The sequence below is a fragment of the Anaerobacillus sp. genome, from assembly GCF_046314235.1.
Taxonomy (GTDB): domain Bacteria; phylum Bacillota; class Bacilli; order Bacillales; family Anaerobacillaceae; genus Anaerobacillus.
In genome coordinates this window covers 191,376-212,430 of the sequence record NZ_JBKBWN010000001.1, presented here as the reverse complement: position 1 = coordinate 212,430, position 21,055 = coordinate 191,376, and the positions used below count along the sequence as shown (strand labels likewise).

Below are 21,055 nucleotides of genomic sequence, written 5' to 3'. Positions count from 1 at the left end.
AACAGTTATGGGGACGCCCAGTGTATATGGTAATACAAATTTCAGAGAAGTAAAATGTGTTTACGTATGATCGGAAGAAGATTCATAGAAGGTAGTTGTAGGATGTAAAAGCTGTCTTATAAAAAAGGCCTGTATCGATGATTACCAAGTAATCGCAAATACAGGCTTTTTTTCGTGAACTTATCTAGTTATATGTGGAACTATTATTTTTTTACTAATGGAACTTTGATTGATAGTTTGAACTTTTTTATAACTAATATTATTATCAACAATGGAAGGTGTATCGTCAGAACACCAGCTAATATACGTAACCATGGGCTTGCAACGATTTGTTCAAGTGGAATAACTTGAGAAAGTGGCAAAAGTAGTAGGAGTTCAAAAAGTACTAATAAAATAAATGAAATAATACCAATAATAAATCCATAAAGGACCTTTAAGCGAAATAAAACTATGACTAATAAGGTAAAGACCGTCAAGCTAATTAGCGGTTTAATTGAAGTATCCATAAAAATATTTAAACTAAAAGATACTCCACCATAAATGATTGCGAAAATAATCATAGATTTTAAATTTTTCTTTACAGAAATATTAAAGAGAGCAAATGATACTGCTAGTAGTAAAAAAGCTTCTGGTACAGATAATAAAAAATAACTAAACCAAGTCATGATATCTTCCTTTCTGATTGCACGTTGATGCTAATTGCATGATACCACAAAATTCGAGTGTTTTCGATATTTTTCTAGTCTGATATGGGTGGATAGATATAAGAAAAAAGATGTTGCCGTATTAAAGTGCGCTCCATCTTTTATATGTTTTATTCCCTGTCGTTTGGTCATTTAGGTTGATTATAGTACTGGTCATGTTTCTTTCATCATTGGTAAGCTAATTTGGAAACATACTAAGTTATTTTTTGTTTCAATCTGTAATGAGCCACTGTACTTTTCTGTAATGTCTCGAATAATTGCTAATCCATAGCCTCTGTCACCGGATGTTGACTTACTAGAGTACCCAACTTCAAAATAATCTTCTTTAAACTCTTTTGCTTTAGAGGTATTTTTGACGATAAGTATAATTTTTTTATCTAATAAAAAAGTATCTAGTTTAATTATCCGTTCTTTATTAGGTAGCTCATATGTAGCTTCATAGGCATTATCTAGCAAGTTACCAAGTAATCGAATTAAATCAGTAGAAGATAGAACTTGAACAATTTCTTCATTTGCTATATTAAGCTCGAATGGTATATCTTCTTTCTTATACTTATCCATTTTCGAATATAACATTGACGCGAGAATTGGGTTTTTAATTGTTAAGACTTGATTAGTAATGCGAATTTCACCAATCATTTCTTTGATGTAATTATCAGCTACCTCATAGTTTTTTAATTTCATTAACCCAGAAATTACAGTTAGGTGGTTGTTAACATCATGACGGTCAGAACGAACGGAAGCAACTAAAGATCGGAATTCTTCAATGTGAGTATATTCTGTGTCAAAAACTTTTTGTTTCTCCTGACGTTTATAGTACTTTGCAAGCATGTAGAGTGATAATACATTTAAAAGGACTACGATTATTAAGTAAATTGGAATGCCAATGATATTTAGAAAATCGTCTTTGAAATAAACCACTGAAACAATATAATAAAAAACTAATAATATTTGAACTAAAACGATAACTGCCAAATGAACAACATTCATAAATTTATGCACTAATGGCCTTAATAAATTCTAAAAGCCATTTTCCCCTTAAAAAGTAATCTTTCTAGCAAAAATTATACCATATTTAAATATTCGTTAATGTATTTTTTGTCAATGGTACCAAAAGATTAAATTTACTAGGGTTGGCAGGATTTACAACGACAGCAGTGTAATTATGTCCGTAATCACTTTATTAAACTACTAAGAATAAAATCCTTAGAAGAACGAAGGCTGGGCTTCAAAATAGCAACCCCACGTAAAAAGGAATCGATACTTAAACTTGCTTCACCGATTAAAGTCGTCGAGATCGAGTCGGGTAAAGAACGGACAGTTGTCTATTTTGAAAAGGAAGGTCATTATATTTGCTCAAAGTTTAGGGAATTTGAAAGTGACATATTACAGTTGCAAAAAATATCGATTTTTGTCGTAATTTATATTAATTCTGCTATAATAAGCATATCTACCCAGTTGAAAAACTACAAAAGCTGATTTGGGGAATTAAAACGATGCATATGTTCTTTTTAGTAGTTGTTATTTTATCGCAAATACTTATCAATTTCTTCTTAATAGCTTCTTTAGTCGCCTATAATGATCATATTGAATTTTATGGTATTCCTATTCATCTCATTTTGTTGTTTCTTTTAAATATTGGGTCTCTAATACTGCTGGCAAAAATATATCAAAAAGAAGAAGTACGTGTCATCCGAAAAACAGAGTCTACACATGAAGATCAATATCGTAAATTAGTTACTTCAGTACGTTCGGACAGGCATGATCTTAACAATCATTTGACAGTTGTAGCAGGGTTAATTAAAATTGACAATTTCACTGGTGCAGCAAGTTATATCAATGAGATCATAGGTGAAGTGAAAGTAACTAACCAAGCTTTAACGATTCGTAATGCTGTACTGGCATCAATTTTATTTTCAAAAATGGAATTTTATCAAAAGCAACAAGTTCCATTTGTAACTAAAATTATTAGTGAGGATATAACAAAGAAAATCTCATCAACAGATCTAATACGATTGATTAGTAATTTACTAGATAATGCCTATGAGGCTACGATTGAATTACCTAAGGATACTCAGAAAGTTGTCTTTGAGATGAGTGAAGATAACCTGTACTATACAATTACTGTAAAAAACACAAGCACGCTTGAACAGCTAGATAATCAATTATTCGAGCATGGTTATACAACGAAATCCTCTGAAGAAGTAGCAAGAGGATTTGGTTTAGCTATTATTCAAGAAGTCACCCAAAAATATAAGGGGACTATGAGCATAAAAAAAGAAGACTCACTAATAGTATTTCACTTGTCATTTCCTAAAGACAAAAGTAAATGATTACTAATGTAAGTAGAAAGTTAGCTGGAATACTCTCTCTTTGGTGCTTCTTAGTTCCATTGTAGGTTTGATCGTTTTTTTAGCTAAAGCTTATTAGTTCAACTACGACGTTTATGCTCTATCAACCTAAATTACCAGAAAATAAAGATGAATATTAACAAGAAGATTACACATAAAGGAGAGATTTTATGACATGGTTTAGCTATTTTCTTATGAACGCTCCGGAATCATTTATTTTACTTGCATTACCTTTCGCACTTTTTGGTATTTCAATTAGGGAAAACTTAAAGCCGTTGATCGTTTTTGCACTTACCCAAGGGTTAGTCGCTTTTATGTTGAGTGTATATATGCACACATCATTTAAACCCTTTTTGACGTTTTTATCTTTTTGCTTACTTGTATTTTATATTTTTCGATTCAGCTTTTTAAAAGCTCTAGTTATTACTTTATCTACTTTTGTTCTCTTAGTTATATTTGAGATCATTACGACGCTGTCGATAGTACAATTTTTAAATATAAGTTACGATGATATTTTTAGTAATCCTTGGTTAAGAATATTAATTAGTCTTATTATGGTGCAACTTCCAATGCTTTTAACGATCTTTGTGCTCCTAAAGTTCAAGGTGAAAATAAAATTACCTGCTTTTTTAAATAGATAAAAGGGCGAGCTTGTCATCAAGTAGAATAGGTTATGCATTATAAAGTGAACTGCCGCCTGTCAAGTAGACAGGCGGCAGTTCACTTTTGCTTTTGAGTTACCCTCTTAATTTTACTCACTTATACACTTTCCTAAAGTAGTCGTTTTCTAGAATTTTTGCAGAGTAGTAAAACTTCCTTTCAACTTCAGATGAGATTTTATCAATATATTCCTGATCCATATCAAAGCCACTAGTTGGAATGTATTCCTTAGTTAATGCATTATATTTTCCCTTATCCGTGATAAAGCTTCTGTCTAGAAATGGAACAATTGCCTCGGTATCCGAAAAAATGTCTCTCCCCATTAAAAACCTAGAATCGTAATCAAGCCCTAGTAAGTTTGATAGAGTCGGGAGAATATCAAGGCTCGAGCCTAACCGATCTATTTTCATAGGTTCCATACCCTTTGTATAGATAATAAACTCATTTTTATAAAGGTCAAACTGATTATTAACAGCTTTCCCTGATAGCTCTTCAATCGTATTTTCATCGAGTCCGTATGGATAATGATCAGAGCTTATTGCAATAAGGGTGTTGTCGGCAACTCCAGCTTCTTCGAGTTCATTTAATAGATGCTCAAGTGCTTTATCAAGCTCGACGTGGGTAGCGATATAGGCTTTTGCTTGTACTGAATATGGCAAATGATCAACGAATTGCTTGTTTTTCATTGCCATGCTGTTCCCTTCAAAGTTGTACTGCAAATGCCCACTAACGGTCATATAATAAGCATGAAATGGTTGGTCATTAATATATTCTGGTACGCTGACTTGCATCATTTCTAGATCTGATGCGGGCCAAACCTGTTTAACATCAAGACCATTGCCAATTGCCTTATATTGGTATCCTATATTAGCGTGGGTAACATCCCTATTGTAGAACGTGTACGTATGATTATGGTAGGCAACTGTTTTATAGCCTAAATTTTTAAACTGATTTCCGATCACAAATGGTAAATGATTTGCGCCAGACTCTTTAAAGCTCCATACCCCACTTTTCGGTAGCAAGCTTGTTAACGCTACATATTCACCGTCAGTCGTACTAACTTCCCAAAGAGGGGTATAGAAGTTTGTGAAACGATAGCCTTCATTGACAAGCTTGTGCAATGTAGGGGTAACTTCTTCATGAACTGCATAAGGCGCATAGCTTTCAGCCGTAATAAGGATGAGGTTATAACCAGCAAATTTGCCAGTAAATTCATTTTTATCCGTTGGTATGACATTTGAAAAATAGTGATGCATATCTTTTATTTCTTGATCATCCTCAGCAGTAATAAGCTGTTCAAAATCAATATTAATCATATTATATTCTATGATTGTTTCTTCTTGTTTTTTGTCATCATCACTTGGTTCATTTTCATTTTGTGGAGGAGGCTCAGAAATTTGTGGTGCAATTACTTCAAGTGCTTCAATAGTTGGTGACCAACCAAATACTTGTCTTTGAAGGTCGATTCTCATTGTAGTAAACAATCCAATCCTATCTGAGGAGATGACAACATTGCGATTTTTATAGTAAAGGTCATAGGCTGAATGCTGCCCTTTACCACCTAGGTGTATCAGTCCAATAGCGCTAGAGTGAAAGAGAAGGAAGGATAACACGAGCCAACCTAGGTAACGAAATTTTATTTTACCAAAGGAAAGATACTTTTTACCATAAACTAGCATGAGAACTACCGGAAGGAAAAAGGGTAAGAGCCAACCGATATTTTTAGTGAATAAATACCAAAAGTCTCGCCTGAATTCTAGTAACTGAGTGGAATTACCTGCTGAGTAAATGCTGTAGAATGTTTTGAATGTGTCATAATAAACATGTTGAGTAGCAAAAATAACGGCTGCAATGAAAAGGAAGAAAGCAGCAAAGAGATGACTGGCTTTTCTTTGGAGAAGACAGCATATGATAAAATAGACTATGGCTAAACTAATAGAAAAAATCAGTGTGGTTAGTAGACCCCATGAAAAAACTTTTCCAGTGGTAGATAATCTAAATAGGATCTCCATAAAAAGTAATGATATAGTTAAAAATAATAGTAAATTAATAAATTTAGTTTTCATATATGTACCACCTCACTGAAATTTTAATCTATTATTACAAAATTTGATAGTTTTTTTAGTCGAGGTGTGTTAGGAAAAGGGATATATGATAGTAAATAACAACTGACAAGCGGGGTCACTAATAAGCCGTAATGAAGCCCGAGAAAGGTGTCACGAGAAAACCTGGGTCACTAATAAGAATAAATGCTACTTTAATAGTACAAGAAAAAAATCTATTTTTCTTACAGACCAAAGAACAGAGACTAACTTTCTGTTTTTTCTTCAAAGATAAGAAATTATAAATTTTTGAACTTTAAAAGTTTTCTAGCTCTGAGCCTTTTTTATTAAAAATAAAATAGTGCTCCAAAAATCCAAGTCAATACTGCCAACGTACCGATGGCAAAAGATATAATTGCTGTTTTTTTCTTGTTTTTAATTGCTGAAAAAAAGCCGATTGTTGCGCAAATCGCAGCAATTGTCCAACAAACGAGAGCAAGGATGACGATTATCATTATTCTTCCCCTTTTAATGAAAATTTTTTTGTTAGTCAGTTTTTGGAGTAAGCCGCAATAGAAGAACGGATAACAGGCGGCAAAGAGTTCTACTAACGTTTATATTTTGATCGATAGGTAAGCTTACCAATATTTTTATTGTACACTTATACATCCATTTAATATAGATTTTTATACTAACCGTGTGGTAGCGAAAACCAGGCCGCCACCATCTCCTATTAAAAGTCGCGGTTAAAGACAAAAAAAGCTGTCCTCAGACAGCCTTCCTTTCTACTATTGCTGACTCTGTTTTAGTAGTTCATCTAACTTTTTTCTGCGCCGTTTTTCCTTCATTTTTTCTTCTCTAACTTCTTCATTTAATGCTTTACTTAAGGAGAACACCATTAAGATCATAATCACCGCAAAGGGGAGTGCCGCTACAATTGACGCTGTTTGTAGTCCACCCAAACCGCCACTCCATAACAGGACAGCGGCAATTGAAGATTGTAATAATCCCCATATTAGCTTCGTTGAATTTGCTGGATTGAGAACACCTTTAGATGTCAGCATTCCAAGGACAAAAGTCGCTGAATCAGCTGAAGTAACAAAGAACGTAATAATTAAAAATGTTGCAAGTAACGCTAATACCATCCCAAGTGGGAACTGTTCTAGTGTAATGAAAAGGGCCGTAGTCACATCATGACTTACGGCCTCAGTGATGCCGCGTTGCTCAAATAAGTCGTAGAAGATGGCTGAACCACCAAAGGTAGCAAACCAAAATGCGCCAAAAATACTAGGGACAAGTAATACACCAAGGACAAATTCTTTAACTGTTCGTCCTCTAGAGACTCGTGCAATGAACGTTCCTACAAATGGAGCCCAAGCGATCCACCAAGCCCAATAAAACAATGTCCAAGCACCAACCCAAGTTCCTTGAGAAAATGGTGTCATCCGAAAGCTCATTGGTATTATGTTTCCTAAATATCCGCCTATAGTCGTTGTGAAAGCTTCTAGAATAAAGGATGAGGGACCCATTACTAAAACGAAAAGTAATAAACCGATAGCAAGCCCTAAATTTAGATTACTTAAATAGCGAATGCCTCGATTTAATCCTGTTGTTGCTGAAATCATATACAAGATGGTAACAATAAAAATAATGATCAGTTGAACAGTGATGGTGTTTGGTATACCAAAGACGTACGAAAGCCCACCGTTTATTTGCAAGGTACCAAGCCCTAATGAGGTCGCTACTCCAAATGCAGTGGCAATCGCCGCCAACGTATCAATCCCTTTACCGATTGGCCCATCAACACGATTACCGATAAGTGGTCGAAAGGTCGAACTAATTAATCCAGACTCGCCTTTACGAAATTGTGCATAGGCAAGTGCTAAGGCAACAATTGTATAGATTGCCCACGGATGAAGCCCCCAGTGAAAAAAAGAATAACGAAGTGCATAGCGAGCGGCATCAGGGGTTAGTCCTTCTGCAACACCTAAAGGAGGCGTAATAAAATGATAAATAGGTTCTGCGACTCCCCAAAATACTAAGCCGATCCCCATCCCAGCAGAAAAAAGCATCGCAAACCATGTGAAATACGGATACTCAGGTTCTTCATCATCATCGCCTAGTTTAATTTTCCCATAGGGTCCAAAGGCCAAATAAAAGGCAAATGCTAAGAAGAAAAAGGTGGCCATTAAGTAAAACCAACCAAACGTTTCCGTCGTGAAAGAAAGTGCTGTTGATGCATGTTGTTCTAAGTTATCTGGTAAAATAAACCCCCATAAAACAAACAGTGCAACAACTGTTACTGATATATAAAATACTGAGCCTAGTCTTGGCCCCTTCATAAAATCACTCCTTTCCAAAAACTCGTATGAATAAATAAAATATGTACAGCATTCCTTATTATAGTAATAAAATGAGATTTCATTCAAATCCGATATTAGTTTGGTTACTAATCGGTAGAGAGCGCATCCGTAAAATAAATTTTGAAAAAAATTAGGATTTTACAAAAAAATAGACCAAGATTAGTTACTTTTGTAGTAGTATGTATTCTTGTAAGATGTGTAAAAATGGAAATAAAAATAAAAAAAAATCTAGGAGTCAAAATGAGAGATCTGATAGTATCATTTTTAGATATTTTTAAACAGCTGTCCTACTTTGGAATTGTTTTAGCTTTGTCATGTGAGATCGTGCCAGCAGAAATTGTCCTTCCTTTGGTTGGTTTTTGGGTTTATGAAGGGGATATGATCTTTTGGATTGCGATTATATCAGGGACAATTGGTGGTACAATTGGTCCTTTAATTCTGTATTTTATCGGTCGCTTTGGTGGTCGACCGTTTATGTTAAAGTATGGAAAATATTTATTAATAAGAGAAAAACAAATAAAAGTAGCAGAGGGCTTTTTTCAGAAATACGGTGGTGGTGTTGCATTTTTTGGTCGATTTATTCCTGGTGTTCGAACACTGATACCAGTCCCGTGTGGGATCGCTAAAATGAATGTAGGGATTTTTACGATGTATACATTTTTAGCAATGCTTCCAATTACTCTTCTTTATGTCTGGCTAGGGCAACAATTCGGGCCGAGATGGGTAGATGTAGGACCGTTTGCTAGGGATTTCTTGTTAAAAAACGCATTAGTTTTATTGTTTGTTATTTTTCTTTACCTTGGGATTAGAAAGATAATAAGAGTTTTACGAACTACCTAATTAAGGTCCAAAAATTAAAGAATAAATTTATTTTTAGGAGAGGCTGTCCCATAAGTGTCAGCTCACCTCTTTTAAGCACGACAACCTGTATTGTTTTTTAATAAAACACTACATATCGTGCTTGGGGTGACTGTTACTTGAGGTTGGGATAACCTCTTTTTTCTTTATACTTTATAAATTTATATCGGTCTAATGAGTAAGCTAACGATAGATTGTTTTTTGCTCATTAGTAGTTTTGAACGTTTTTGAACGCTTTAATGAAATGTTTTGATTGTTTTTGAAAGAAAGTGATTGAAAAATGAAAAGGCTTACGTTATGATGTTAATAAGAGTGCTGAAGATAATAAATTAAGGAGTGAAAAATGATGTTAACTCCTGAGAGACATCGGATTATTTTAGAATTGTTGGCAGAGAACAAAGTTGTAAAACTTCAGGATTTTGTAGATGCAACGAATTCTTCTGAATCCACTATTCGTCGAGATTTAAGTCAGTTAGAAGTTGAAAAAAAATTAAAACGTGTTCACGGTGGTGCTTCACTTCTTAGTCAAAAAGGAGAAGAACTAAGTGTTCTTGAAAAATCAACGAAAAACGTAGTTGAAAAAGAAGCAATCGCTAAGTATGCTGCCTCTTTAATTAGGGATAATGATTGTATTTTTCTTGATGCTGGAACAACCGCGTTTATGATGATTCCTAATATAAAGGCTAAAGGAGTTAAAGTAGTCACAAACGGATTAACTCACTTGGAAGCATTATTAGAATGCAATATTGACACGTATTTAATTGGTGGTTTTATTAAGCAGAAAACTCGAGCCTTAATTGGGCGTGGTGCAATCGAAGGTTTAGAGCAGTATAGCTTTGATAAAAGCTTTATTGGAGCCAATGGAATTCACATTGAATATGGTTTCACGACACCCGACCCAGAAGAAGCAGCCGTAAAAAAACGAGCGATGAAAATGTCTCAAGAAAGCTACATTCTTGGTGACCATACAAAATTTAATGAAGTTACCTTTTCAAAAATCTCTGAGTTAAAGCAAGCGACAATAATTACAAATGAAATTGATGAAGATATACTAGTCGAATATAAAATGAAAACAACAATAAAGGTAGTGACAACATGATATATACTTGTACGTTAAATCCATCTATCGATTATCTTGTTGGACTAGAAGATATGAAGTTCGGCTCATTAAATCGAGCGAACAAAACTGCTTTTTACGCTGGTGGTAAAGGAATAAATGTTTCCCGTGTATTAAAGAGTCTAGGAGAAACGAGCACAGCACTTGGGTATATTGGTGGTTTTACAGGTGCTTTTATCCAAGATCAACTCGAACAGGCTGGAATTTTACAAGACTTCATTAAAGTAACTGATCCAACGAGAATTAACATTAAACTTAAGTCGGGAATTGAAACAGAAATTAATGGAATTGGACCAATGATTTCAGAAGAGCAAAAGTACGAATTGTTCGAAAAAATTTCTGCACTAACGAGTGAAGATTTTCTTATTCTGGCAGGAAGTTTACCTCCTGCCGTATCACCAGAATTTTATGGTGCGATTGCAAAGCTTTGCTTTGAAAAAAAAATTCGTTTAATTGCCGACACTTCCGGCGAAGCGCTGGAAGCTATCTTACAATATGAACCATTTTTAGTGAAACCAAATGAACACGAGCTAGGTGAATTATTCAACGTAGAAATTTCAAGCATTGAGGAAGTTGTTTTTTACGGAAGAAAATTATTAGAAAAAGGCCCGATAAACGTTATCGTCTCATTAGGTAGCAAAGGTGCTCTTCTTATTAATAAAGATGTTGTTGCATTCGCAAACGTCCCCAAGGGAGAGTTAAAAAATTCAGTTGGAGCGGGGGATTCAGTAGTAGCTGGTTTTGTTGCTTCGTACAAAAAACAAAGTGAGTACCTAGAAGCATTTAAGTATGGTATTGCTTGTGGAAGTGCGACAGCGTTTTCATTAGATTTATGTGACAAAGATAGTGTTCGAAAGCTTTTACCAGAAATTGAAGTTAAAACAATAGGTTAAGGGGGAAGGGAAAATGAGAATAACAGATTTATTAACAAAAGACACGATTGTGCTAAACCTTTCAGAAACAACAAAGGAAGCTGTTATTGATGAACTGATTCGTAAGCTAGATTCCTCAGGTAAATTAGTAGATTCGAGAAAATTTAAACAGGCTATTTTGGCTCGTGAAGCTCAAAGCACAACGGGGATTGGCGAGGGTATTGCAATTCCTCATGCAAAAACGAGTGCGGTTCGAACACCTGCGATTGTTTTTGGTCGTTCTAAAGCTGGTGTTGATTATGGATCTCTTGATGGTCAACCTAGTCATCTATTTTTTATGATTGCAGCTAGTGAGGGAGCGAATAACGCCCACTTACAAACATTATCGCGTTTATCTTCATTTCTAATGGATAGTAATTTTCGGAAAAAACTTGAAACAGCTGCTACTGTTGATGAAGTTTTAAAGGCAATTAATCAAAAGGAAGTCGAAATTGTAGAAGAAGAGAAGTCTGCTTCTAATAAAGGGCTAATATTAGCAGTTACAGCTTGTCCAACTGGGATTGCTCATACGTTTATGGCGGCGGACGCTCTAAAGGGCAACGCAAAAGATTTAGGTTATTCAATTAAAGTTGAGACAAATGGGTCTGCTGGAGTTGAAAATGAACTACTAGCTTCAGAGATTAAAGATGCTGTAGCAATTATTGTTGCTGCTGATACCGCTGTTGATATGGACCGTTTTGATGGGAAGCATGTAATTGAAGTGCCAGTAGCCCAAGCAATCCGAAATCCTAAAGAGCTTATTGAAAAAGCGAGTAAGCAAGATGCACCGGTTTATAGAGGCGCAGCAGGTGGTCAAAAGGATAGTGCTAAGAAAGAAAGGACAGGTTTTTACAAACACATTATGAACGGCGTTTCAAACATGCTCCCGTTCGTAGTAGGTGGCGGTATTTTAATTGCCATTTCATTTATCTTTGGAATTCAAGCCTTTGAACCAGAGCACGAAACATACCACCCAATTGCAGAAGCATTAATGACAATCGGTGGCGGAAATGCATTTGGATTAATGATCCCTGTTCTTGCAGGATTTATCGCAATGAGTATTGCTAATCGACCAGGTTTTGCTCCGGGTATGGTCGGAGGTTTATTGGCAGCAAGTGGTGGTGCTGGATTTTTGGGTGGACTAATTGCCGGTTTCTTAGCTGGTTATGTAGTATTAGGCTTACGAAAAGTATTTAGTTCATTACCTAAATCATTAGAAGGTATTAAGCCTGTGTTACTATATCCGGTGTTTGGTATCTTAATAACAGGATTTGTAATGCTATTTATCGTTAATGAACCAGTCCTTGCACTAAATACTACTATGGAAAAATGGTTAGGGAACATGGGAACAGGGAACCTTGTTTTACTAGGCTTAATCTTAGGTGGGATGATGGCAATTGATATGGGTGGTCCGATAAATAAAGCTGCTTTTACATTTGGAATTGCAATGATCGATGCTGGAAATTTAGCACCACATGCAGCTGTAATGGCAGGTGGTATGGTTCCACCATTAGGAATTGCCCTTGCAACAACGTTCTTTAAAAAGAAATTTACAACAGCTGAAAAAGAAGCCGGAAAAACAAACTATTTTATGGGTGCTTCATTTATTACTGAAGGCGCAATTCCTTTTGCAGCGGCAGATCCTGGACGCGTAATTCCGTCAATAATTGTTGGTTCTGCAGTAGCTGGTGCATTAACTATGATGTTTGGTATTGGTTTACCAGCACCTCACGGCGGTGTGTTTGTTATTCCGTTGGTAAATGGAAGCCCATTCATGTATATTGGAGCGATCTTAATTGGAGCTGCAATTACCGCATTAATGTTAGGCTTGTGGAAAAAGGATGTAAAAGAATAATACTGATGCAGAGTTGAGAGATATGATTAAAACATAGTTAATTAGGAATGACAAGCTGTGGCAAACAGCTTGTTATTTTTTTGAATCTATACAAAATATTTTACTGTATTAGACAAATAAAAGCTTATCAAGGTATTCCTAATAACGCTAAAATAGATCGTTAGAAAAATAGTATAAAAAACCCTATTTTAATAGGCTTTATATGGGAACTGTCTTGGAAAGTTTTAATATAATTGTAGGGGAGTAAATAATATATTAAAGACAAAACTATTCTTGAGAAGGCATAAAATCAATTATAATCTTATATTAAAACTAGAGGAGGAAATATGAACTACGTTTTATTGCTATTTGGATTCGGGCTACTAATTAAAGGTGCAGATTTTTTTGTAACAGGATCATCAAACATAGCGAGAATACTGCGTGTTCCTCCTATTTTAATCGGGCTAACAATTGTCTCCTTTGGAACGAGTTCCCCTGAGGCGACGGTTAGTATCCTTGCTGCTATGGAAGGTAGTAGCGGTGTTTCATTAGGAAATGTTATTGGTAGTAATATCTTTAACATTACGCTAGTGGTTGGCTTGACAGCTATAATTAATCCTTTAAAAGTAGAAAATGAAACAATTAGAAAGGAAATTCCCTTCGCTCTATTAGCAAGTATCGTCCTTCTCGTACTAGTAAGTGATGTAGCGCTACAAGCGTTGAGTACGAACTTGTTGACTCGTTCGGATGGATTGATCTTTTTGTTGTTTTTTGCTGTTTTTCTCTACTATATATTTGAAGTCGCTCGAGCAAGTCGTGAAAAAACGATGCTTGAACCTAAAATACCGAATAAAAGTTGGGTTAAGAATAGCTTTATTACGGTACTCGGTCTTGGAGCCATTATATTTGGTGGAGACCTTGTTGTTAAAAATAGTACCCAAATCGCCTTTACTTATGGAATGAGTGAAACATTAGTTGGCTTAACAATTGTTGCAATTGGGACTTCTTTACCCGAATTAGTAACGTCGATTACAGCAGCATTAAAAAAACAGAGTGAAATTGCCTTAGGCAACATTGTTGGTAGTAATATTTTTAACCTTTTATTTGTTTTAGGTGCTTCTTCAACAATAGCCCCTATAATCGTTAGTGAAAAAATATTTATTGATGTCATACTGATGGTCTTGTTAACGATTGTCTTATTAATTTTTTCAAGAACGCGTTTTACAGTTGGTAAATTTGAAGGCTACTTTTTAGCCTTGACGTACATGGTGTATCTATCCTTTATCATCCTTAGAAATTAGCAATAAGTAATCAGTCCAACTATTGGGTAATATAAGAAAAAATAGTTGGAGGTCTTTATATGAGAAATGTACTAGAAAAAGGGTTAGCTTTAGGGATAGGGTTAGCTGTTAAAAGTAAGGAACAAATAACAGCAGTAGTCGATGAACTAGTAAAAAAAGGTGAAATCAAAAAAGAGGAATCAAATGAACTTGTCAATGAATTAATCCAAAAAGGGGAAGAAGCCCGGAGTCAATTAGATGAAATGATTAGGGAGCGGATGAAGATTATTGTAAATGACCTAAATTTAGCAACAAAAACCGAAGTAGATCTGTTAGAAAAGCGAATTAGAGAATTGGAACAAAAACAATAGTAAGGATAGGGTGTGGTCTCTATTTTTAGAAAAAGAATTAGGCACTTACATCGCTATCAAGAAATTGTATCGGCATTTACTCGTAATGGCTTTGGTTTTCTTATGAAGGAACTTGGTCTTCTTGAATTGTTAAGTATGCCCAAACGGCTTTTTATAGAAGGCAAAGAAATCGATCGAAAATCGGTTGGTGAACGCTTTCGAATTTTTTTAGAAGGGCTCGGGCCAACATTTATTAAAATTGGCCAGATTGCTAGCACGAGATCTGATATTTTTCCAGTTGATATCATTACTGAATTGGAAAAATTACAAGATAATGTACCACCATTTTCATATGAGGAAGTTCAAGATGTTTTTTTTGCTGAATTTGGGGTTTTCGTTGAAGATATGTTTTCCGATTTTCACGAAAAACCACTAGCAGCAGCTTCTATTGGACAAGTTCATTATGCAGTTTTAAAAACAGGTGAACGAGTAGCGGTGAAAATTCAGCGTCCAAATATTCATAAAGTAATCGAAACTGATTTAGAAATATTACACGATATTGCGATGTTGGCAGAGCGAAGATTGGATTGGGCCGCAAAATATCAACTTTGCGATATTGTTGATGAATTTGCTAAGTCGCTTAGAGCGGAAGTCGATTATTCACTTGAGGGACGAAATTCAGAAAAGATTGCCCAACAGTTTGAGGGCAATAGTGAAATTTACATGCCAAAAGTGTATTGGGACTACTCAAGTCAAAAAGTATTGACGATGGAATTTGTCGAAGGAACAAAACTAAACGAACTAGCTAAAATTGAAAAGCTAGGATATAACCGAAAAGTTATCGCAGAAAGAGTTGTTAATGCCATCTTTAAGCAAATTTTAGTTGACGGTTTCTTTCACGGTGATCCTCACCCAGGAAATGTGTTAGTAACAACAGGAAATCAAATTATATTTATGGATTTTGGGATGGTAGGACGACTTAGTCCACAAATGAGAGATCATTTCGCTTCATTTATTATTTCGATGATGGTACAAAACACGGAGGGTGTAGTTAAGGCAGTGATGAAAATGGGACTTATTCCTGAAGAAGCGAACTTGGCTATGTTAAGAGCGGATATAGATATGCTCAGGGAAAAGTATTATGACGTTCCGTTTAGTCAGTTAAGCTTAGGTGAAGCAGTCAATGATCTGTTTTCAGTCGCTACCAAGCACGGAATTCGGATCCCGACTGATTTAACTTTAGTTGGTAAATCACTGCTTACAATGGAAGGAATGGTTGAAAAGCTAGATCCTGACTTAAGTATTGTCAAAATAGCTGAGCCGTTTGGTCGACACTTACTAAAAGAACGCTACCAACCCAAAAATGTAGCGGGAAGGCTTTGGGGTAATTTTCTAGAGTATAGTGAAATTGTTGCTGACCTTCCAAAAAGTATCAAAGAATTCTCCTCGATCATGAAAAAAGGGAAAATGCGAGTTGAGATATCCCTCTCTGATCTTGATCGTTTGTTGACAAGAGTAGAACGCGTTAGTAATCGCATTTCCTTCAGTATTGTCTTACTTTCTTTTAGTATTATTATGGTAGGCTTAATCATTGGATCATCATTATCTGGTAACACAACTACGATCATTTGGAGATTACCAACTGTTGAAATTGGCTTTGGTGTAGCATTAGTCATGATTATTTGGCTATTTTATTCCATTTTTAAATCAGGTCGTTTTTAATTGGAAAGGTGCCAGGCATCACGGAATAGATCTGTGGTGCCTGGCACCTTTTGTGAATATTTAGTAAAAAAATGTCGAAAGTTAAGGAAATACGTGACTAAAGTCGCTGTAGTTATTTTTCTATTGAATATATAATTTTACTAGGAAAATAGTTTGGTATTTTTGGAAAGTCAAGGAGATGTGGTAATTATGGAAGAAATGCTTGAAATAAGCTTTGACCTCGTAGGGAAAACTTTAGAACAGGATATTTATTCAGAGCTTAATATATTGTTACTAAAAAAAGGAACGGTACTAACTGAAACTAACATTCTTCTGCTAAAGAAGCATGATTACAGAAGTGTAAAAGTTTCTGAAAAGATAACATTTGAAAAATTATATAACAAAAATATAGACCGCATCACTGATTTATTTACTTCTTATAACAGTATAGAAAAGGTTTCACTTGATGCCTGGTTTGAAGAAGATGAGAAGCTGTTTCAATTTATAGTTAGGAATCCATCTCTAACTGAGGAAATATACAGCACGCATAAAGGTGAAACTTCCCTTTACCGCCATAGTGCAAATGTCGGTATCATAGCCGTAATCATTGGGAAAATACTCGGATACTCTCGGAAAAATTTAAAGATATTATGGAAGATGGGAATTTTACATGATATTGGTAAGATGAAATTAAGTACGGATCTATTACATAAGCATGGAGAGTTAAGCAAAATTGAAGAGAGTGAATATCAAAAACACACCTATTATGGTTGGAACCTCTTTAAGGGAGTAAATGATATTGATGTAAATATCTTAAATGCAATAAAATATCATCATGAAAAGATCGATGGCTCAGGACATCCTAAGGGGCTTAAGGTTAATGAAATACCTCTAATGGTGCAAATGATCTCAGTAGCAGATTTATTTGATAAATTGTCAGCTTCAGAAGAGATGACTAGTATTTTTCAAGTTATGAATCAATTGATTAATGAGACACAACAAAATCAACTTAATCCAGCAATTGTTATCCCTTTGATCAGATATAAATTTATGCAGAAGGTCGGAAAAGATATTATCCTAAGTGATGGTAGAAAAGCGAAGATCATCTTTATTCATGAAAATGAACCCAATCAACCTCTAGTGAATATAGTAGAAACTGATGAATACATTGACTTAAGAAAATATCATACGCTAAAAGTTGTAGATTTTCTTTAACATCAAATAGCACAGGCATTTATACCGTAATGGTTAAATACCTGTGCTTTTATTATATCGGCTCCGATTTTTATGGGGAGTCTTCTGTTTCTCTGTCCTCGTTATATTTAAACCCGATGTTCTCTTCGCAATAGCCGATAGAAGTTCCTAATTGGAATAACTCATCCGTTAAATCCTCGTCATTTTTATGGAAAAAAACCATCTTGCTCCTCAATGGAAAAATAATATCGGATTTCTTGAACAGCTTCTTGTAATTGAGATGGTGTGCCTTCTTCTCTGGATAGACGATCTAACTCATTATAACAAGAATGTAATAAATTTTCCGGGGAATTTAAATCGATTTGTTGTTCATGGACAGGCCGAGAAAAAACTTTGTCTGTTAGCTTTTCAACCTCATGCTCCTGTAGGTGATGTAACTTCTCCTTTGCCTGTTGTAAATTAGTTAAAGTTTGTAAAGATAGTTGGTTCGAAACAGCTTCTAGTTGGCCAATAATATGGAGCATCCGTTCCTTTTTCGATGTTGTCAAGCGATCTCACCCTTTCTACTATTATTAGTTATTTTAGTATTCTACAGGAAAGGCATTTCTATTTATAAAATATCTTTAGAATTCGACAAACAAATGCTATATAATGGAGGTGTAAGCATGTCCGTGTTTTAGGACTGAAAAACGGTTATTGGGAGAGGGAGAGAACTTTCTTATGGATCAATTCCGAATGGAAGAAATAAGCTTTGAACTCGTTGGGAAAGTATTAGAGCAAGATATAGTATCAGAGTATGATGTTTTGTTATTGAAAAAAGGTTCAATTTTAACTGTGACGAATATTTTACTTTTGAAAAAACATGATTACAAACAGATCAAAGTTTCAGAAGACAGATCATTTCAGAAACTATACTCAAAAAACATAGAAAATATTGAAAATTTATTTTCGGACCTAACAAGCATTCAGGGAATTGATATTAAGGAATGGTTTAACCAGGATAAAAAACTAGTTAGATTCATTCAAAGGGACGATTCATTCCTCGAACAAATGTATAAATCGAAGGATGAAACTACATTATTTCACCATAGTGCTAATGTCGGTCTAATTGCGTTTTTCTTAGGAAAGTTATTAAGATACTCATTTAACAATAAAGTCCTTCTTTGGCAAATGGGTGTGTTACATGATATTGGGAAATTGAAATTAAGAAACGAATTGATATCGAAACAAGAATCATTAACAGTTGAGGAATTTCAGGAATATAAGCAGCATCCAGAGTTAGGCTGGGAAATTTTAAGAGAAGTTAAAGGTGTTAATGCTCAAATTTTAAATGCAGCAAGGCATCATCATGAGCGAATTGACGGTTCTGGCTATCCAAAAGGGTTAAAAGTGAAATACTTACCTGTGATGGTGCAAATTATCTCAGTTGCTAATGAGATTGATAAGATATTAATGGCTGGTGGAAATACGTTTGACTTGATTAATCGTTTAGTTGAAGACACTCGTCTAAATAAGCTCAACCCAGCGATTGTTATCCCTTTTGTTCGTCACCTTCTTCGCAAGCATGTGGGTGAACAGGTAGTACTTAGTGATGAAACTAAAGGTGAGATCGTGTTTGTTTTTGACCATGAACCATCACAACCGCTTATTTACTTAAATGATAGCGATACGTTTCTTGATCTGAGAACTGAACATAACAAAAAAATCGTTAATTTTGCCTAAAAAAAGATGAGACACCTGTCTCATCTTTTTTTAGGTTGGTAATTTAAGTCTTTAAACAACTCATTCAATTCGGCTTTCGTTAAGTCACGCCATTGTCCTTTCGGTAATCCGTTTAAATGAATATTCATAATCCTAATGCGTTGCAATCTACGAACTTGGTAACCAAGAGCGGAACACATGCGGCGAATTTGTCTATTTAGTCCTTGCGTTAAAATGATTTTAAAAACATTGTTAGAAAGTTTTGTTACTTTACATGGAAGGGTTTTCGTATCTAAGATTTCCACCCCTTCAGTCATATTCTTTAAGAATGATTGTGTCAGTTGCTTGTCTACAGTAACAACGTACTCCTTTTCGTGCTTATTTTCAGCACGTAACACTTCATTAACAATATCTCCGTCATTCGTTAGTAGAATTAACCCCTCAGATTCCTTATCAAGTCGGCCAATGTGAAAAATACGCAAAGGATGGTTGACGAAATCAATGATATTTCCTTTAATATGTCGTTCGGTTGTGCTCGTGATGCCAACAGGCTTATTTAAGGCAATATACACATGCTGTTCTTCTATCGTTATTGGCTTATTATCAACACGCACATCATCGCCAGGTTCTACCTTACTTCCTAATTCTGCAATAACTCCATTGATTGTCACTCGCTTATCGGCTATCCATTTGTCAGCTTCGCGCCTGGAAGTTACTCCAGATTCACTTATATACTTATTAATCCGCAATCAAAACACACCTTTAATCGTTTTATTATTAACTAATGTAACTTATTTGTACCCTGTTATACAAGGCTAAGGAAGTTTTACGGATTTTTTGGAAAAGCTAACGATAGTAATGGTAGAAGAACGGAGGAAAACTAGATGAAAGTAGCAATCATGGGCGCAGGTTTATCAGGGTTAAGCTGTGCTATTATGTTAGAAAGACACGGAATTAAGCCAACGATATTTGAGCACAGAACACAAGTAGGTGATCGATTTATTAATGCAGAAGCATTCTTATCGTTGTTAACACGTCCTGTCAATGATGCATTTCATTATTTTTCTGAAGAATTTCAATTATTTTTAAAGCCAACAAGTTCAATTAATCAGCTCATTATAAACTCCGAAAATGAAAAAGCAATTATTGATGAGCATGTTGGATTTGTAAATATTAGAGGACGTCATCAGCTTTCACTAGAAAACCAATTGGCAGAACAATTGGAATCGGTAATTCATTTTAATTCAATTCATTCGTATGAAGAGTTATTACAAGAATATTCCCATGTCATTATGGCAACAGGTGACTCAGCGTATCCAATGAAACTTCAGAATTTCCGAGAGGACCTTTCCGTTACCCTTAAGGGAGCTACCGTTGAAGGTGAATTTGATCGTTTTAAGGTATTTGTTTGGTTAGATAACACGTTAGCTCCACAGGGGTATGCGTATCTTCTCCCTTTTTCAGACACTGAAGCTAACATTGTCATCGGATACCCAGACTTACCAGAGGAACACGAAGAAATGATAACAGACTATTGGGACCGTTTCTACACTACTGCATGTAGGGAATTAGCTCAACCATTAAAAATAACAGATCAATTTCAAATAAAAAATTATAAAATTGGCATTTGCAAATCGGCACGTATAGGAAACACCTTTTTCATAGGTAATTGTTTTGGTTCTACTATGCCGTTTTTAGGATATGGTCAATTCGAATCGATACTAACAGGGGTTTATGCAGCTTATGATCTTTGTGGTTTTGGTAGTTACGAAGAATATACGAATACATTTAGAAGGAGTTATGATCATTCACTAACTCTTCGGCGGGGCATGGAAAAAATTAATAACAGCACCTTTGATTTTACGGTGAAGCATCTAGATGGATACATAGGACAAAAACTATTTAAACAAAATCACAAAAACCCATTGAAGACCATTAGTTATTTAGTAAGACCGTTTCTAGGAGTAAAGCGCGGATAATTATTAGCAA

At 35.1% G+C, this 21,055-nt stretch carries 20 protein-coding genes; 12 read left to right on the top strand and 8 right to left on the bottom strand.

Going from position 1 to position 21,055, the window contains the following annotated elements; translation table 11 throughout:
- Nucleotides 1-203: 203 nt before the first annotated feature.
- Together ACK4M9_RS01010 and ACK4M9_RS01005 are read right to left on the bottom strand one after the other, a co-directional pair.
- Nucleotides 204-665, bottom strand: coding sequence for a hypothetical protein (locus tag ACK4M9_RS01010; RefSeq protein ID WP_409846904.1), 462 nt, complete (start codon nucleotides 663-665; stop codon nucleotides 204-206).
- Nucleotides 666-857: 192 nt separating this feature from the next.
- Complete coding sequence (locus ACK4M9_RS01005; RefSeq protein ID WP_409846902.1) at nucleotides 858-1,694, bottom strand: sensor histidine kinase; 837 nt, start codon at nucleotides 1,692-1,694, stop codon at nucleotides 858-860.
- Nucleotides 1,695-2,200: 506 nt separating this feature from the next.
- Here ACK4M9_RS01005 and ACK4M9_RS01000 point away from each other — a divergent pair.
- Nucleotides 2,201-3,037, top strand: a complete 837-nt coding sequence (locus ACK4M9_RS01000; RefSeq protein WP_409846900.1) for a sensor histidine kinase — start codon at nucleotides 2,201-2,203, stop codon at nucleotides 3,035-3,037.
- Between the two features lie 188 nt (nucleotides 3,038-3,225).
- The gene (locus ACK4M9_RS00995) at nucleotides 3,226-3,696 is read left to right on the top strand and encodes a hypothetical protein (protein ID WP_409846898.1); all 471 of its coding nucleotides are present in this window, start codon (nucleotides 3,226-3,228) and stop codon (nucleotides 3,694-3,696) included.
- Nucleotides 3,697-3,810: 114 nt separating this feature from the next.
- Here ACK4M9_RS00995 and ACK4M9_RS00990 read toward each other — a convergent pair whose 3' ends face one another.
- From ACK4M9_RS00990 to ACK4M9_RS00980, 3 genes are all read right to left on the bottom strand, one after another.
- Complete coding sequence (locus tag ACK4M9_RS00990; RefSeq protein WP_409846896.1) at nucleotides 3,811-5,781, bottom strand: LTA synthase family protein; 1,971 nt, start codon at nucleotides 5,779-5,781, stop codon at nucleotides 3,811-3,813.
- Nucleotides 5,782-6,104: 323 nt separating this feature from the next.
- The gene (locus tag ACK4M9_RS00985; protein ID WP_409846894.1) at nucleotides 6,105-6,272 is read right to left on the bottom strand and encodes a hypothetical protein; all 168 of its coding nucleotides are present in this window, start codon (nucleotides 6,270-6,272) and stop codon (nucleotides 6,105-6,107) included.
- A 273-nt stretch (nucleotides 6,273-6,545) separates the two neighbouring features.
- A complete protein-coding gene (locus ACK4M9_RS00980) occupies nucleotides 6,546-8,099 on the bottom strand; it encodes a glycine betaine uptake BCCT transporter (RefSeq protein WP_409846892.1) in 1,554 nt (517 codons plus the stop codon).
- 261 nt (nucleotides 8,100-8,360) lie between these two features.
- Here ACK4M9_RS00980 and ACK4M9_RS00975 point away from each other — a divergent pair, with 261 nt between their 5' ends.
- From ACK4M9_RS00975 to ACK4M9_RS00940, 8 genes are all read left to right on the top strand, one after another.
- Nucleotides 8,361-8,960 (top strand): DedA family protein, encoded by a 600-nt coding sequence (locus tag ACK4M9_RS00975; protein WP_409846890.1) that lies wholly within the window; start codon nucleotides 8,361-8,363, stop codon nucleotides 8,958-8,960.
- A 364-nt stretch (nucleotides 8,961-9,324) separates the two neighbouring features.
- Nucleotides 9,325-10,077 carry a DeoR/GlpR family DNA-binding transcription regulator gene (locus ACK4M9_RS00970; protein WP_409847353.1) on the top strand — a complete coding sequence of 251 codons (753 nt, stop codon included), beginning with the start codon at nucleotides 9,325-9,327 and terminating at the stop codon, nucleotides 10,075-10,077.
- Entirely contained in the window at nucleotides 10,074-10,988 is a 915-nt protein-coding gene (gene pfkB / locus ACK4M9_RS00965) for a 1-phosphofructokinase (protein ID WP_409846888.1), read from the top strand. The genes ACK4M9_RS00970 and pfkB overlap by 4 nt, the downstream gene beginning before the upstream one ends.
- A gap of 13 nt (nucleotides 10,989-11,001) precedes the next feature.
- Nucleotides 11,002-12,861: a PTS fructose transporter subunit IIABC gene (locus ACK4M9_RS00960; RefSeq protein WP_409846886.1), complete on the top strand. Its 1,860-nt coding sequence runs from the start codon at nucleotides 11,002-11,004 to the stop codon at nucleotides 12,859-12,861.
- 326 nt (nucleotides 12,862-13,187) lie between these two features.
- Entirely contained in the window at nucleotides 13,188-14,141 is a 954-nt protein-coding gene (locus ACK4M9_RS00955) for a calcium/sodium antiporter (protein ID WP_409846884.1), read from the top strand.
- A gap of 59 nt (nucleotides 14,142-14,200) precedes the next feature.
- Nucleotides 14,201-14,491, top strand: coding sequence for a phasin family protein (locus tag ACK4M9_RS00950; RefSeq protein WP_409846882.1), 291 nt, complete (start codon nucleotides 14,201-14,203; stop codon nucleotides 14,489-14,491).
- A gap of 21 nt (nucleotides 14,492-14,512) precedes the next feature.
- On the top strand, nucleotides 14,513-16,192 hold the full coding sequence (locus ACK4M9_RS00945) for an ABC1 kinase family protein (RefSeq protein WP_409847350.1): 1,680 nt from the start codon (nucleotides 14,513-14,515) through the stop codon (nucleotides 16,190-16,192).
- 189 nt (nucleotides 16,193-16,381) lie between these two features.
- The gene (locus ACK4M9_RS00940; RefSeq protein ID WP_409846880.1) at nucleotides 16,382-17,386 is read left to right on the top strand and encodes an HD-GYP domain-containing protein; all 1,005 of its coding nucleotides are present in this window, start codon (nucleotides 16,382-16,384) and stop codon (nucleotides 17,384-17,386) included.
- A gap of 70 nt (nucleotides 17,387-17,456) precedes the next feature.
- Here ACK4M9_RS00940 and ACK4M9_RS00935 read toward each other — a convergent pair whose 3' ends face one another.
- Together ACK4M9_RS00935 and ACK4M9_RS00930 are read right to left on the bottom strand one after the other, a co-directional pair.
- Complete coding sequence (locus ACK4M9_RS00935; protein ID WP_409846879.1) at nucleotides 17,457-17,588, bottom strand: hypothetical protein; 132 nt, start codon at nucleotides 17,586-17,588, stop codon at nucleotides 17,457-17,459.
- Nucleotides 17,572-17,913 carry a hypothetical protein gene (locus ACK4M9_RS00930; RefSeq protein WP_409846877.1) on the bottom strand — a complete coding sequence of 114 codons (342 nt, stop codon included), beginning with the start codon at nucleotides 17,911-17,913 and terminating at the stop codon, nucleotides 17,572-17,574. Before ACK4M9_RS00930 ends, ACK4M9_RS00935 begins: the two co-directional genes overlap by 17 nt.
- A 172-nt stretch (nucleotides 17,914-18,085) precedes the next feature.
- On the opposite strand from ACK4M9_RS00930, the gene ACK4M9_RS00925 reads away from it, so the two are divergent.
- Nucleotides 18,086-19,087: an HD-GYP domain-containing protein gene (locus ACK4M9_RS00925; protein ID WP_409846875.1), complete on the top strand. Its 1,002-nt coding sequence runs from the start codon at nucleotides 18,086-18,088 to the stop codon at nucleotides 19,085-19,087.
- Between the two features lie 20 nt (nucleotides 19,088-19,107).
- Here the strand turns inward: ACK4M9_RS00925 and rluF are convergent, their stop codons facing one another.
- Nucleotides 19,108-19,815, bottom strand: a complete 708-nt coding sequence (rluF, locus tag ACK4M9_RS00920) for a 23S rRNA pseudouridine(2604) synthase RluF (protein WP_409846873.1) — start codon at nucleotides 19,813-19,815, stop codon at nucleotides 19,108-19,110.
- Nucleotides 19,816-19,950: 135 nt separating this feature from the next.
- Here rluF and ACK4M9_RS00915 point away from each other — a divergent pair, with 135 nt between their 5' ends.
- Nucleotides 19,951-21,045, top strand: coding sequence for an FAD-dependent oxidoreductase (locus tag ACK4M9_RS00915; RefSeq protein ID WP_409846871.1), 1,095 nt, complete (start codon nucleotides 19,951-19,953; stop codon nucleotides 21,043-21,045).
- The last annotated feature ends 10 nt before the right edge of the window (nucleotides 21,046-21,055 follow it).

Coding starts and splice junctions, on each gene's coding strand:
- ACK4M9_RS00990 (WP_409846896.1), bottom strand. CDS start 5,781: ATGAAAACTAAATTTATTAATTTACTATTATTTTTAACTATATCATTA.
- ACK4M9_RS01000 (WP_409846900.1), top strand. CDS start 2,201: ATGCATATGTTCTTTTTAGTAGTTGTTATTTTATCGCAAATACTTATC.
- ACK4M9_RS00960 (WP_409846886.1), top strand. CDS start 11,002: ATGAGAATAACAGATTTATTAACAAAAGACACGATTGTGCTAAACCTT.
- ACK4M9_RS00935 (WP_409846879.1), bottom strand. CDS start 17,588: ATGGTTTTTTTCCATAAAAATGACGAGGATTTAACGGATGAGTTATTC.
- ACK4M9_RS00940 (WP_409846880.1), top strand. CDS start 16,382: ATGGAAGAAATGCTTGAAATAAGCTTTGACCTCGTAGGGAAAACTTTA.
- ACK4M9_RS00985 (WP_409846894.1), bottom strand. CDS start 6,272: ATGATAATCGTCATCCTTGCTCTCGTTTGTTGGACAATTGCTGCGATT.
- ACK4M9_RS00980 (WP_409846892.1), bottom strand. CDS start 8,099: ATGAAGGGGCCAAGACTAGGCTCAGTATTTTATATATCAGTAACAGTT.
- ACK4M9_RS00950 (WP_409846882.1), top strand. CDS start 14,201: ATGAGAAATGTACTAGAAAAAGGGTTAGCTTTAGGGATAGGGTTAGCT.
- ACK4M9_RS01005 (WP_409846902.1), bottom strand. CDS start 1,694: ATGAATGTTGTTCATTTGGCAGTTATCGTTTTAGTTCAAATATTATTA.
- ACK4M9_RS00915 (WP_409846871.1), top strand. CDS start 19,951: ATGAAAGTAGCAATCATGGGCGCAGGTTTATCAGGGTTAAGCTGTGCT.
- ACK4M9_RS00970 (WP_409847353.1), top strand. CDS start 9,325: ATGTTAACTCCTGAGAGACATCGGATTATTTTAGAATTGTTGGCAGAG.
- ACK4M9_RS01010 (WP_409846904.1), bottom strand. CDS start 665: ATGACTTGGTTTAGTTATTTTTTATTATCTGTACCAGAAGCTTTTTTA.
- pfkB (WP_409846888.1), top strand. CDS start 10,074: ATGATATATACTTGTACGTTAAATCCATCTATCGATTATCTTGTTGGA.
- ACK4M9_RS00925 (WP_409846875.1), top strand. CDS start 18,086: ATGGATCAATTCCGAATGGAAGAAATAAGCTTTGAACTCGTTGGGAAA.
- ACK4M9_RS00995 (WP_409846898.1), top strand. CDS start 3,226: ATGACATGGTTTAGCTATTTTCTTATGAACGCTCCGGAATCATTTATT.
- ACK4M9_RS00955 (WP_409846884.1), top strand. CDS start 13,188: ATGAACTACGTTTTATTGCTATTTGGATTCGGGCTACTAATTAAAGGT.
- ACK4M9_RS00975 (WP_409846890.1), top strand. CDS start 8,361: ATGAGAGATCTGATAGTATCATTTTTAGATATTTTTAAACAGCTGTCC.